Genomic DNA, 13,826 nt, shown 5'->3' on the forward strand with positions numbered 1-13,826 from the left:
CTTTTGCGTGATTATTTCACGAGTCGTCGCGACTTGTGCGGGCCGATCTTTGTCGGCCTTGTGCACAAACAGGCCCACATCGTTGCGCCTTCAACCCTTGGGGTTGCTTTCTTGCGCGCGTCTCTACCCATTTTAGAATAAAACCTGCAGTATGTCAGCACGAGAAGTACGCGTACGCTTTGCTCCCAGTCCCACAGGGCCGCTTCATATCGGCGGAGTGCGCACGGCGCTCTACAATTTCCTATTTGCTCGCCAGCATGGCGGGAAACTCGTTTTTCGTATCGAAGACACGGACTCCAATCGCTTTGTTCCGGGGGCCGAAGACTATATCTTGGAGAGCTTCAAATGGCTCGGCATCAACTTTGATGAAGGGGTAAGTTTCGGCGGTCAATATGGACCGTACCGCCAAAGCGAACGACGCGAAATCTATCGCCGCTACGTCGATCAATTGCTCGAGGAAGGCAAGGCTTATTACGCCTTTGATACGCCCGAAGAGCTGGAAGCGAAGCGCGGGGAGATACGGAATTTTCAGTATGACGCTTCTACGCGTATGCAAATGCGCAATTCGCTCTCGCTTCCTGCGGACGAAACGGCGCGCCTCTTGCAGGAGGGCGTTAATTATGTAGTGCGCTTCAAGATTGAACCGGGCGAAGATGTTCACGTCAACGACATTATCCGTGGCGATGTGGTCATCAATTCTTCGATTCTGGACGATAAGGTGCTCTATAAAAACGCTGACGGCTTGCCTACTTATCATTTGGCCAATATTGTCGATGATCATCTGATGGAAATCAGTCACGTGATCCGCGGCGAAGAGTGGTTGCCCTCCGCGCCCTTGCACGTCTTGCTTTATCGTGCGCTCGGCTGGGAGGAAACGATGCCGCGCTTCGCGCATCTCCCGCTGCTCTTAAAGCCGGATGGGAAAGGGAAACTTTCGAAAAGGGACGGCGACCGTCTGGGCTTCCCCGTCTTCCCGCTGGAATGGACAGACCCAAAAACGGGCGAGACCTCGTCGGGCTATCGCGAGAGCGGCTACTTGCCGGAGGCGGTGGTGAATTTCTTGGCCTTGCTCGGCTGGAATCCGGGCAACGACGAGGAGCTGCTGAGTATGGACGACCTTGTTCGACTTTTCGACTTGACGAAATGTTCTAAAGCCGGCGCGAAGTTTGATTACGTCAAAGGGCAATGGTTTAACCACGAATATATCCTAAACAGCGACGACGAAAAACTGGCGCCGACCTTCGCCGACATCTTGCGCGACAACGGCATCGAGGCGCCAATGGAAAGCGTCGTCCGCGTGGTCGGGCTGATGAAAGGACGCGTCAATTTCGTCAAAGAATTGTGGCCGCTGTGTAGTTTCTTTTTCGTCGCGCCCACAACTTACGACGAAAAGACCGCCAAAAAGCGTTGGAAGGACTTCAGTGCACGACAAATGAGCGAACTTGCCGCGTTGTTGGAGGCGCTTTCCGACTTCTCGATGGCTGCACAAGAAGAGGCCGTCAACGCTTGGCTGGCCGAAAACGACTATAAAATGGGAGACGTGATGAATGCGTGGCGACTAACGCTCGTCGGCGAGGGAAAAGGTCCTCACATGTATGAGATTTCGTCCTTCCTCGGACAAGCTGAGACGCTCAAACGTATGCGCCGCGCCATCGAAATACTGGGTTAAAGCCCGCCGCCGGCGCTCTAAAGATCGCTGCCAGCGTCCTGCGGCTTTCTTTCGCGACCGCAGCGGGCGCCGGATGCGCCGGAAACCTCAAAATTGTCAGCCGACAAATAAAATGTACTCACTCGCCATCTATTTTTATATGCTTTGCGTCAATATTGCCGCGCTTTGCGGCAATAAAAAGGCGCAGCAGATGATGCGTGGCCATCGCAACACCTGGCGTATCTTGCGCGAGCAGATAAATGGCGCGCACTACGTTTGGTTTCACGCCGCCTCGCTCGGCGAATTTGAGCAGGGGCGTCCGCTAATGGAGCGCCTGCGTCGAGAACAGCCCAACAGGAAGATTCTTCTCACCTTCTTTTCCCCATCCGGCTACGAGGTAAGAAAGGATTACGCCGGCGCTGATGTGATTTGTTACCTTCCGTTCGACACGCCGTTCAACGCCCGCAAGTTTATACGCCTCGCCCGTCCGGAAAGCGCCTTCTTCATCAAGTATGAATTTTGGCGCAACTATATTGACGCCCTCTCTCGGCGTAATATTCCGGTCTTTAGTGTTTCAAGTATTTTTCGCCCGAAGCAGATTTTTTTCCGCGGCTATGGATTTAGCTACCGAAGAGTGCTGAAACGCTTTACCCACCTTTTTGTACAAGACTCCAAGTCTGAGCAACTGCTGAAGACGATTGGCGTTCATCGCGTCAGCGTTGTCGGCGACACGCGTTTTGCCCGCGTTGTCGACATTATGCACGAAGCCAAATCGCTTCCGATTGCTGAAGCCTTTGCCCGCGGTCGGAAAGTAATTGTCGCCGGCAGTACGTGGGCTCCCGATGAAGCGTTGCTGATCAACTATTTCAACGCGCACCCCGACACGTTCTTGATTTTAGCGCCCCATGTCGTGAATGAGGCCCATTTGCAAGAGATTGAAGCCCGCCTTCAGCGCCCCTCCCTGCGCTACACACAAACTACGGCCGAAGCCGCTCCCACGGCCGACTGCCTGATTATTGATTGCTATCGCCTGCTGGCTTCCATTTATCGCTATGCCGCCGTAGCTTACGTTGGCGGGGGCTTTGGTGTGGGGATTCACAACGTACCGGAGGCCGCCGTGTATGGACTTCCCGTCCTCATTGGGCCGAATAATGGAAAATTCAGAGAGGCGCGCGAACTCCTTGCTGCGGGCGGTTGTCGCGAAGTGCGCACGCAGACCGACGTAGATCGCACGCTCGACGAACTCCTGCACGACGACAAGGCGCGGCGTAAGGCCGGCGAGATCTCCGGCGCCTATATTCGCGAAAACGCCGGCGCTGCCGACAAAGTATATCAAGCAGCACTCTTGCCCGAGTCGCATTAAGTTCCGCCCGATACCGATTTCAGTTGCCCGAGTCGCATCGGCGCACGATTATATATTGTATCCCATGACCCCAATTCTTATTCTCGTGGCCTTTCTGGCCCTTGCCGCCGGCTATTTCGCCGGTCGCTTCACCGCCCGCGCCGCTACCGATGCCCGCAGTGCGGAATTGCAGCGCGCACTGCAAGACATGCAGACGCAAAAGGCCGTGGCCGAAGCCCGTTTGCAAGCCGAGCGCGTGCAGGCCGCCGAAACAGCACGCCGCCAAGCCGAAGAATTGAAGAAGGAGTTTCACGCCATCGCCTCCGACCTCGCCCGCACGGAGAGCGAATCCCTGCAACACCGCCACACGGAGGCCCTGCGCGCCCTCTTACATCCCTTTGATGCCGACCTTAAGCGCTTTTATGATCGCTTTACTGAGGGCAACGTGGCGATGCGCACCAATATTGAGCAACTCATTCGCCAAACGCAGACCGTAGGCAAGCAAGCGGAAGAACTCACGCGCGCACTCCGCGGCAATACGAAGGTGCAAGGCAACTGGGGCGAGGGGATTCTGGCCGACTTACTCGAGGCTTCGGGCCTGCGCATCGGGCAGGAATACGACACGCAGGTAAACGTGAAAGACGAGCAACGCGACAATTATCGCCCCGACGTCGTTGTGCACCTCCCCGACAAGCGCGAATTGATCATCGACGCGAAAGTGTCGCTCTCCGCCTATGTCAACTACGTCAATGCGGAGGATGAGGTCGAGCAGGCGCGCTTTATGAAGGAGCACCTCCAATCTGTGCGCAAGCACATCGCCGAACTCTCGGCAAAGCGCTATGATAAACTCGTGCCGGGTGCGATCGGCTATGTCCTGCTGTTTATTCCCAACGAAGCAGCTTACGTTGCTGCCGTCAGCAGTGCCCCCGATTTGTCAATGGAAGCTTATCGCAAACAAATTATCCTCATAAATCCGACCAATCTCTTAATGGCTTTGCAACTGACGTACAACCTTTGGCAAAGCGAAAAGCAATCGGCCAACGTGCGAGATATTTATGCCTCGGCCGAAAAACTCTACAACAAGTTCACGCTCTTTGCGGAAAGTTTCGCAAAGTTGGGCGACAATCTTCAAACCCTCACTTCCTCTTACGAAGAAGCGCAAAAGCGCCTCACAACGGGCCGCGGCAATATCATCAGTCGGCTCGAAAGTTGGCGCGAGAAAGGCCTGACGCCCGCGCGCTCAATGCCCGATGCCCTGCTCGACGCAACGGCGGACGACGACGAGGCCTAAGCCGATGCTTAGTTCCAAATCCTATGCCGACAAGCATCGGACGACAACTTATGGGCATTCATTTTTCATCACTGATTTATTGTACTGAATTTAGCAGAATACATATTTCACCCCCTAAAAAGCCGGACAATTTATAATTTTGTTAGGAAATAGTTTGCGACCTATTGTTTTTCACACTAAGTTTGCAGCGAATTTACAAACAAACACAGAAATGAAGAAGATTTTAGCAATTTGCATTATGGCAATGTTTGGCTTATCAGCTTTTAGCCAAAGTGCAACGAAAGTAGACAACTTAAAACAACAACAGCAAGTCTTAAACTTGACGGCTAAGTTGAACAAATTAGAGATTAAATACGCAAAAGAACAAGCCAATTACGCGGAATTAAGCGCCAAAGCCTCTACTGTCAACGCTTCGGCCAATGTTATGACGACCGACTTCAACACTACTGATGCTGCAAGCACCGTAAAAGAAGCAAAGAAGGTTGCTAAAAAGCTCAAAGAGACCAAAGCGATCAATAAGAAGCTCGCGAAGAGTCAAAAAAAATTGACCAAAATGCAGGCTAAGATTGCGAAACTAAAGGCTAAACTTGAAACTTTAGACAAGAAAGTCGAAATTGTAGAGCAATAAACCTTCCTTGAAGGGCTGCGATTCCCAACAATTTTATGTACGCTCGTGAGCGCAGACCTTTTTTATCGTGAGCGCAAGCTCTTTTTCTCACGAGGGTAAGCTCTTTTTATCGTGAGCACAAACAGCGCGAATAAGCCGTCATCGGTTTGTTCGCGCTGTTTTTTATGGTTAGAAAGGGGATAAATAGTAGCGTTTCTCATCCCATTTACGCCACATTTCAATCATCATACGTTTTTGAAAGACCAACCCTAAGGGGTTGCCAATGTCGGTGTACATTAGGCAGGGTTAAAGCGCTTGCGCTTTAACCCTGCCCTGCCAAAAGACTAACCCCGATGGGGTTATTTGAAGTGAGAATTTGCGGGGAATAGGGCGGCGATGATTATGTAAGTTACTGTGTATTTGAATTTTGGCTTAGATAGATTAATTACTGAGTTGCCGCGTCAAAAAATTGAATGGAATGATTCATAAGTTTAGTTTGGGCGAGTCTATTGTGTAAAGGATTGCGCACGAGGCTGGACATAGAATCGATTAATAGCGTCAACAACCCCTTAGGGTTGGTCTTTTGGCAGGCCGGGGTTAAGTTGCGTAGCGATTTAACCCCGGATAAACAGATGGCAGTTAGTGCAACCCCATCAGGGGTTGGTCTTTCACCGTGGCAGGGTTGAGGAGCGAAGCGGCAACCCGGACACTAACGACATAAGTCGTTGCTCATGCGAATTATAATTGGGTTTGTTTACGTTGCATGTCAATCATTGGATATTTTTGAAAGACCAACCCTAAGGGGTTGTTAATGCTGATGCGCGTTAGGCAGGGTTAAAGCGTTACCGCTTTAACCCTGCCCTGCCAAAAGACTAACCCCGATGGGGTTATTTAAGGCGGAATTGGTAGGAGATAGGATGGAGGGGATGAGATTTAAGCCATTGAGATTGTAAGTGTGGGACGCGATGAGATTATTTGCAAACGTGCGGATGCAGGAATAAGATGGTGTGCATAGGGTTTGGAAATTGAACGCGTATAATTGTAATGTAATGGGGTTATTTGCGGGGGTTGCGGGCGCTGGAATAGGGTGGCGGGGTTGGTTTTTAAACCTTTGATATTGTAAGTGCGGGGCGCGGTGGAGTTATTTGGAGCGGGAAGCGTGCGGCGGTTCGATTTATGCCGAGTATGGGATGAGTTTTATGGGATTATTTAAGGGAGAGGCATTGTGCGTTCAAATTGATTGAATAGTTCGTCAGGAAGAATGCGATAATGTGCAATGATAGGACGTGGTATAATACGACCTCGATGCAACCAATAGCGACTACAACCCCTTAGGGTTGGTCTTTTGGCAGGCCGGGGTTAAGGCACAGCGTGGCTTAACCCTGGATAAGCAGGCATACATCGTGTGCAACCCCTTAGGGTTGGTCTTTCATCGTGGCAGGGTTGAGGAGCGGAGCGGCAACCCGGCCACTAACGACGTGAGTCGTTGTTGTTGCGAATAATTGTCCGGATTGTCTTCGCTGCGCCCCGATCATAGGGTTATGAGAAAGAGCAATGGGTGGGCGATAGGCAATTGTAGGCCGCGCTTTGGCGCGTTTTAGGCTGAATGTATTAACTTTGTAGCGAAAATAAGACAAGACTGACGCTTCGCAAACAGCGCGATGCTTGTCACCGTTTCACAGAAAGAAAAAATAATGCCACAACTCTTCGACTGCTAACGAGCGTTTGGTGGCCCTTGGCCGCTTGATGGCGTGAAGATTCGAGGGGCGAATGGCTCAAACTCAATGCTACTCTGATTATGGCAAAACCCGGCATTCCTAAAGGTACACGCGACTTTTCTCCGGTGGAGATGGCGCGCCGCAATTATATATTCAACACGATCCGAGAGGTGTATGCGCTCTACGGATTTCGGCAGATCGAAACGCCGGCTTTGGAGAATCTCTCGACGCTCATGGGAAAATATGGCGAGGAGGGTGATCGTCTGCTCTTCAAAGTGCTCAATTCGGGCAACTTTATGGCGGGTTTGCGTGCTGAAGATTGGAACGAGGAAAAGCTAGGGCACCTCGCGACGCTGCTTTGCGAAAAGGGCTTGCGCTATGATCTGACCGTGCCCTTCGCTCGCTACGTCGTGCAGCATCGCGAAGAGATCCAACTGCCTTTTAAGCGCTATCAGATTCAACCCGTATGGCGCGCCGATCGTCCGCAAAAGGGACGTTATAGAGAGTTTTACCAATGTGATGCTGACGTGGTCGGCTCTGATTCGCTGCTCAACGAAGTGGAGCTGATGCAGATCATCGATGAGGTTTTCAAACGGCTACAGATTCGCGTCTGCATCAAGATTAACAACCGAAAAGTGCTTTCCGGCATCGCTGAAGTATTGGGCGCCGCGGATAAATTGGTGGAGATCACGGTGGCGATGGACAAGCTCGATAAGATCGGTTGGGACAGCGTGAAGGACGAACTGATGGCAGCAGGCTTAGATGAGCAAGCGGTGGAAAAATTGCAACCCATCATCGAACTGAAGGGGGAGAACAGCGAAAAATTGGCTGTGCTGCGCGATTGGTTGTCGACGTCGCCGACGGGCTTGCTGGGCGTAGACGAATTGGCTTTTGTCTTCGAGCGACTGGAGAAGGCCGGCTTGCAAAACTGCTGCGAACTGGATCAATCGTTGGCGCGCGGACTCAATTATTATACGGGCTGCATCTTCGAAGTAAAGGCCTTAGACGTCGAGATAGGTAGCATTACGGGCGGCGGACGCTATGATAACCTGACGGGAATCTTTGGTTTGCCGGGCTTAAGCGGCGTGGGCATTAGTTTTGGTGCGGACCGCATTTATGATGTCTTGAACCAACTTGATCTTTATCCCGCTGCGATTGAGCAAAGTGTGCGCCTGCTCTTCATCAACTTTGGCGAAGCTGAAGCCGATTACTGCCTGCAACTGGCCCGCCAAACGCGCGCGGCGGGCATCTCGACGGAGGTCTTTCCGGATAGCGTGAAAATGAAGAAGCAAATGAGTTATGCCAACGCCAGAAACGTGCCTTACGTAGCGCTGGTCGGCGCTGACGAGATGCGCGACGGGACGGTGTCGCTCAAAGATATGGTCAACGGCGAGCAAAAAACGCTGTCGATCGAAGAAGTGATTCGCTTGATCAGCGAAAACGCTTAACGAATAAGCCGGATACGGGATGCGGGGCATCTGTATCCGGCTTTTTTTATTTCTATTTGCGCCCGCACATATTATATATCAGTTCTGCACGCGGCAATATATAATGTAGTTTTTGGCAAGGCGCAACTCATCAACCGCCTTTCAGAATGCGTTTGATGTCGTTCAACTTATTGAGCGCCTCGATGGGCGTTAAGTTGTCTACGTCCAAATTCAGGAGTTCGTCGCGGATTTGTTGTAGCACAGGATCGTCTAATTGGAAAAAACTAAGTTGCATTCCGTCCGTGCCGCCCAAACTCGGGAGGCACTCCATCTTCTCTACGGTGCCGTTGCGTGCGTTGTTGGCCTCTAAATCGTGGAGAATCTGCTCCGAGCGCTTGACGATGCGCCCCGGCATACCGGCAATCTTCGCCACGTGTATACCAAAAGAATGCTCAGACCCGCCGCGCGTCAATTTGCGTAAGAAGACGATGCGCCCATTTACTTCCCGCACCGAGACGTTCCAATTCTTCACGCGCTCAAAGAGCTTTTCCATCTCGTTGAGTTCGTGGTAATGCGTCGCAAAGAGCGTCCTCGGCCGACAAGTTCCGTTTTCGTGCAAGTGTTCGACAATGGCCCAGGCGATCGAAATGCCATCATAAGTCGACGTGCCCCGACCCAACTCGTCGAAGAGCACGAGACTACGCTCCGAAAGGTTGTTCATAATGTTGGCCGCCTCACTCATCTCCACCATAAACGTACTCTCGCCCATCGAAATATTGTCGCTGGCGCCGACACGCGTAAAGATCTTGTCGACCATACCGATTTGCGCTTGCTCAGCCGGCACAAAAGCGCCCACTTGCGCGAGTAGCGTGATGAGCGCCGTTTGCCGGAGCAAGGCACTCTTACCCGCCATATTCGGGCCAGTGATGATGATGATCTGCTGCTTGGTTGTATCGAGACGAACATCGTTGGGGACGTAAGATTCTCCGGGCGGCAGCAGCGTTTCTATGACCGGATGGCGGCCGGCACGGATATCGAGTGTCGTAGACTCGTCGACCGAAGGGCGAATATAGTTGTATTCGCGCGCCACGACGGAGAAAGCGTAGAGGCAATCCAAAGCTGCGAGCGTCGAAGCATCGAGTTGTAAGGGCGCGATAAACTTTTTCGTCGTTTCGATCAGTTCGTTGAAGATGCGCGTCTCGATGACGGAAATCTTATCTTCAGCGCCGAGAATCTTCTCCTCGTAATCCTTCAGCTCCTGCGTGATGTAGCGCTCCGCATTTACCAAAGTTTGCTTCCGAATCCAATCGGCCGGCACCTGATCTTTGTAAGTATTGCGCACTTCGATGTAATAACCGAAGACGTTGTTAAAACTAATCTTCAAGCTTGCTATGCCTGTGGCGGCCGCTTCTCTATCGCGAATCTGCTGCAAGTAGTCTTTGCCCGACGCAGAGATGCTGCGCAGCTCGTCGAGTTCCGCATCTACACCCGCCGCAATCACATTGCCGCGATTAAGCAGCAAGGGTGGATCAGGCACAAGCGATTTCGCGATCAGTTCGCGCAAGGCCTCGCAAGCGTCGAGTGCCGTGCCGAAGGCGCGCATCTGTTCGTTGTCGGCGTGCTCGCAAGCACGCTTGATGAGGGCTATACTTTCCAGCGCCAAGCGCAATTGTTGGAATTCGCGCGGATTGATTCTTCCCACGGCCGCTTTGGAAACGAGGCGCTCCACGTCGCCCACACGCCCCAAGCAATCGGTACAGAGTTCGGCAAACTCGGGCGCTTTGAAGAAATATTCCACTCCATCCTGCCGCTGCTGAATCATCTTAACCGACCGCAACGGGAAGAGCAGCCACCGGCGCAAAAGGCGAGCGCCCATAGGCGAGAGCGTGCGGTCTATAACGTCCAAGAGCGAACGCCCATCGTCGGCCATCGGGCGGAGAAGTTCCAAATTGCGCACGGTAAACTTATCCATCCGGACAAAATGGTCTTCTTCGATCCGCGACAGGCGGGTGATGTGACCCGTCTCTTTGTGTTGCGTCAGCTCGAGATAAGCCATAATGGCGCCGGCAGAGGTAATGGCAGTCTCTAAATGGTCCACACCAAATCCTTTAAGGCTCTTTATCTCAAAATGCTTGCACAGGCGAGTTCTGGCCGTCGGCGCGGAAAAGGCCCAGTCTTCCAATTCAAAGACGAAGTATTTACTACCAAAAGTCTCGGCAAACTTTCCTTTCCTTCCCTGCGTGACGAGCACCTCCTTGGGCGCAAAGTCGTTGAGCAATTTATCGATATATTCCGTCGAGCCCTCGGCCACGAGAAATTCGCCCGTAGAAATATCTAAGAAAGCTATGCCTAAGTCGGCCTTACCATAAGTAAGCGCGGCCAGGAAGTTGTTTTTCCGACTTTCCAAGACTGTATCGTCCAAAGCCACGCCCGGCGTTACGAGCTCCGTAATGCCGCGCTTGACGAGTTTCTTCGTTAGTTTCGGATCTTCAAGCTGATCACAGATCGCCACGCGAAAGCCGCTGCGGATGAGTTTGGGCAAATACGTATCCAAGGCGTGATAAGGGAAGCCCGCCATCTCGACCGACTGCGTGCGGCCCTTGTTGTTGCGATGGGTGAGCGTAATGCCGAGCACCTGCGCCGCGGTAACGGCATCTTTAGCATAGGTTTCGTAAAAATCGCCGCAACGAAACAGCAGAACGGCATCAGGGTGTTTGGCCTTGAGGTCGTAAAACTGCTTCATCATCGGGGTCTCTTCGCTTTTTGCCATTGTCTCTGTGTTTGCCCGATCCGGCAGATCGGGGCATAAATGCTTGCCCGTAGCGATGCAGGAGCAAACGATGAATCATAAGGGTATAAATCAGCACAAAAATAGTCAATTCTCTGCTTTCTGCAAAAAGGAAGAGCGGCAAGAGGGCTTGCAAAATGGAAGCGTATGCTAAAAAGTAACGCCGCCAACTATGCATCGCTCGATCGTTTGCTGCCGACAAACTATCGTTTGAGACCTTTGCACAGCGATTGGTGTGTATTTTGTTTGTTAATTCATTGTATAATAGGAAGTTATTTCGTATATTTGAGCATTAAAAACAGCATAATACTCCTCCCATGGCATACCAATCCAAGAATACCGATGAGCATGTAACATTTGCAGACGCACTCCTTTCAAAGCGTTATCGCAAAGCACAAAACGACTTCCTCAATCAGGTTGACACGCTTATCGATTGGCGTCCGATCAGGACGCTGATCAACAAGAAATACACGAAGCGACAAAATGCCATCGGCGCACCGGCTTATGACGTGATTCTCTTATTCAAGATGTTGCTTTTGGAGACATGGTACAACCTCAGTGATTGTGCTTTGGGAGGAGCGCATCAATGATTCGATCACCTTTTCCCGATTCCTGGGGCTGAAGATGGAAGAGGTATCTCCCGACCACAGCACCATCAGTCGATTTCGTTCGGCACTGACAGAGTTGGGTCTCATGGACAAACTGTTGGCGCAGTTTAACAAACAACTTTCGCGCCATCATATTTCGGTAAGGGAAGGGGTGCTTGTCGATGCAAGCCTTGTGGAGACGCCACATAAACCCAACGGAAGCATTACGATTGAAGTTGCAGACGACAGAGAAGACAATCGGAGCGAGGAGGAAAAAGAGGCAGAGGAGGATTATCAAAAACAGGTTGTCCGTCAACGTAAAGGGACGGATGAAGAAGCCCGTTGGGTTTACAAACAAAAGCGTTATCACTACGGATACAAAAAGCATTGTCTGACCAATGTTCAAGGCATTGTTCAAAAGGTGATAACGACTGCAGCGAACCGCAGTGACACGAAGGAGTTTATTCCGCTATTGCAGGGTGCAAACATACCTCAAGGCACAGCCGTCTTGGCGGACAAAGGATATGCTTGCGGGGAAAATCGTTCCTACCTGCAAACCCATCACCTTCAAGACGGCATTATGCACAAGGCACAACGCAACAGGGCATTGACCGAGGAAGAGAAGCAACGAAACAAAGCAATCAGTCCGATACGGAGCACCATCGAACGCACCTTTGGCAGTATTCGCCGGTGGTTTCATGGCGGACGATGTCGATACCGGGGACTTGCCAAGACCCATACTCAAAACATTCTTGAAAGCATCGCCTTTAATTTATACAGAACCCCGGGGATAATTATGTCCTCATTTGTAGGATAAGGCATAACCACCCTTGAGGAGCTCGTGCAAGCAGCTCCTCAAAGGGGGATTTACAACTACTTTCACTCCTTACTGCCACCCCTTTCACTCGCTCCTTTTATGCCAAGAACTCCTCTTTACTACACCTCCTTATTTTGCAAAGGTCTCCGTTTGACCCCACCAAACTATAGTTTGCTCCCGGCATACGATAGTTTGCCGGCACCAAACGATGCGCGGGTGGCTTTTGAAGAGCGAAAAAGCGGGTAGCGTAGGGCGCTTCGCGAATTGTGCGCCGTGGGCAAGGCGTCGTCAGGATACAAAAAAGAGGGAGCCGCGAAGCTCCCTCAACCATAAATCAGAGAATATAGCCGTTTTAAACTATTCGACTATTGGTTGACCGTGCGGAATTTCAATGTTTGCACGGCTGTAGTTACACCGCCATCGTAGCCACATATGATCACAACACAATCAGTGTTGTCCATACCGGTCTGCAGCTTGCCTTGGTAGTTGCCCTGGTGAATATAATAACTCATATCGCCACCATGCGAAAGAATTAAGTCGACGAGGTCCTGTGCGGCAGCTTTTTCACTGCCGGATTTAGCGACTAAATTTTCCCATACGCTCTCCTTCTGGATTGAAATGAAGTAGGGGTCGTTGTTAGTCGTCTTCACGTCGATGTCGCATCCGTCCGTATAAGTTTTTGTAATGTTTGCGGTGATTACATTATCAGATGGTTTTGCGGCAGGCGTGGTAAATTCTTGTTCATATACGCCGGTTGTGAAAGTGCCATCCGGCTCTACACCATAGCAATATGCATAATATTTCGTCTCAGCTTTGAGATCCGCTTTGAGGAAGTCTTTGGCCTCAAAAGAAGAGAAGCCCGTCTTCGTGTTTTGCGTGATATACTGGTCAAGCTCTACGCCCGACTGCTGCGCCATCTCTTTCCAGAAAGCCAAATCGGCCGCTTGTATGCTACCGTTTCTTGCAATCATTTGCTCGCGAACATCCTCCGTAACGAGGAATCTGTAGTAGCGCATATTCTCATCCTTTGGAGTGATCTCGATTTTAGCATTGTTGGAAGTGATTTCGCTGACTGCAATATTAAATTCGTCACTCACGGGCGCTAAAGTCTTCACAGAAGCCTCTGACAAGCCTACTGCCACGTCGTCTTCATCGAAGAGAAGCATATAGAAATAGTAAGTCGTGCTTGCCTCTGCGTTTTGCATACGGAAATATTTGCTCTCCATAAACTCATTGTTGTGAGCTACGATTACTTGCTCGCGCTTTTCTGCTTCCGTACCGGTAAGCGGCGTCGTAGCAATCTTCAAGAACCAGCGCTTGCACCCTGCCGGCATCTTAAAATCTACCGTGTACTCGTCACTCTTTATGTTCTCAAAGTCGACATCCATCTTCAAAGGCGTAATCTTCTCAAAGGTGATGTCTTTAACCTGACTCAGCAGGACAGCCTTGTTCGTGTGGCCAGTCTTGTGAAAGCGCACAATTTCGCTGTTTTCAGTCTGGGCTGAAGCGTAGGTGAAGCCTAAGGCCGCCAACGCTAAAACTATTATTTTTTTCATTCTTGTGTATTCCTTAAATCGAAGTTTGTCAATACTGTTTGATTG

At 51.1% G+C, this 13,826-nt stretch carries 7 protein-coding genes and 2 pseudogenes; 7 read left to right on the forward strand and 2 right to left on the reverse strand.

Features of this window, described 5'->3' with window-relative positions; genetic code table 11:
• Window positions 1-151 precede the first annotated feature (151 nt).
• The 5 genes from gltX to hisS all read left to right on the forward strand — a co-directional run bounded on the left by gltX (window position 152) and on the right by hisS (window position 8,054).
• Window positions 152-1,669, forward strand: a complete 1,518-nt coding sequence (gene gltX, locus GCWU000325_RS08950) for a glutamate--tRNA ligase (RefSeq protein ID WP_006256150.1) — start codon at window positions 152-154, stop codon at window positions 1,667-1,669.
• 112 nt (window positions 1,670-1,781) lie between these two features.
• Window positions 1,782-3,011, forward strand: a complete 1,230-nt coding sequence (locus GCWU000325_RS08955; protein WP_006256151.1) for a 3-deoxy-D-manno-octulosonic acid transferase — start codon at window positions 1,782-1,784, stop codon at window positions 3,009-3,011.
• Window positions 3,012-3,075: 64 nt separating this feature from the next.
• Window positions 3,076-4,281, forward strand: a complete 1,206-nt coding sequence (locus GCWU000325_RS08960; RefSeq protein ID WP_006256152.1) for a DNA recombination protein RmuC — start codon at window positions 3,076-3,078, stop codon at window positions 4,279-4,281.
• Window positions 4,282-4,492: 211 nt separating this feature from the next.
• On the forward strand, window positions 4,493-4,909 hold the full coding sequence (locus tag GCWU000325_RS08965; RefSeq protein ID WP_006256153.1) for a hypothetical protein: 417 nt from the start codon (window positions 4,493-4,495) through the stop codon (window positions 4,907-4,909).
• A gap of 1,774 nt (window positions 4,910-6,683) precedes the next feature.
• Complete coding sequence (gene hisS, locus GCWU000325_RS08970; RefSeq protein ID WP_154646634.1) at window positions 6,684-8,054, forward strand: histidine--tRNA ligase; 1,371 nt, start codon at window positions 6,684-6,686, stop codon at window positions 8,052-8,054.
• Between the two features lie 130 nt (window positions 8,055-8,184).
• Here hisS and mutS read toward each other — a convergent pair whose 3' ends face one another.
• Window positions 8,185-10,803: a DNA mismatch repair protein MutS gene (gene mutS, locus GCWU000325_RS08975; protein WP_006256157.1), complete on the reverse strand. Its 2,619-nt coding sequence runs from the start codon at window positions 10,801-10,803 to the stop codon at window positions 8,185-8,187.
• Between the two features lie 335 nt (window positions 10,804-11,138).
• On the opposite strand from mutS, the pseudogene GCWU000325_RS08980 reads away from it, so the two are divergent.
• Together GCWU000325_RS08980 and GCWU000325_RS12440 are read left to right on the forward strand one after the other, a co-directional pair.
• Window positions 11,139-12,225 (forward strand): annotated as a pseudogene (locus GCWU000325_RS08980) (IS5 family transposase).
• Window positions 12,226-12,249: 24 nt separating this feature from the next.
• Window positions 12,250-12,372, forward strand: a pseudogene (locus GCWU000325_RS12440) (DNA methylase); the annotation flags it as partial.
• A gap of 218 nt (window positions 12,373-12,590) precedes the next feature.
• Here the strand turns inward: GCWU000325_RS12440 and GCWU000325_RS12275 are convergent.
• Window positions 12,591-13,781: a hypothetical protein gene (locus tag GCWU000325_RS12275; RefSeq protein ID WP_006256161.1), complete on the reverse strand. Its 1,191-nt coding sequence runs from the start codon at window positions 13,779-13,781 to the stop codon at window positions 12,591-12,593.
• Between the last annotated feature and the right edge of the window lie 45 nt (window positions 13,782-13,826).

Origin of the sequence: Alloprevotella tannerae ATCC 51259 (genome assembly GCF_000159995.1) — a bacterium.
GTDB lineage: Bacteria > Bacteroidota > Bacteroidia > Bacteroidales > Bacteroidaceae > Alloprevotella > Alloprevotella tannerae.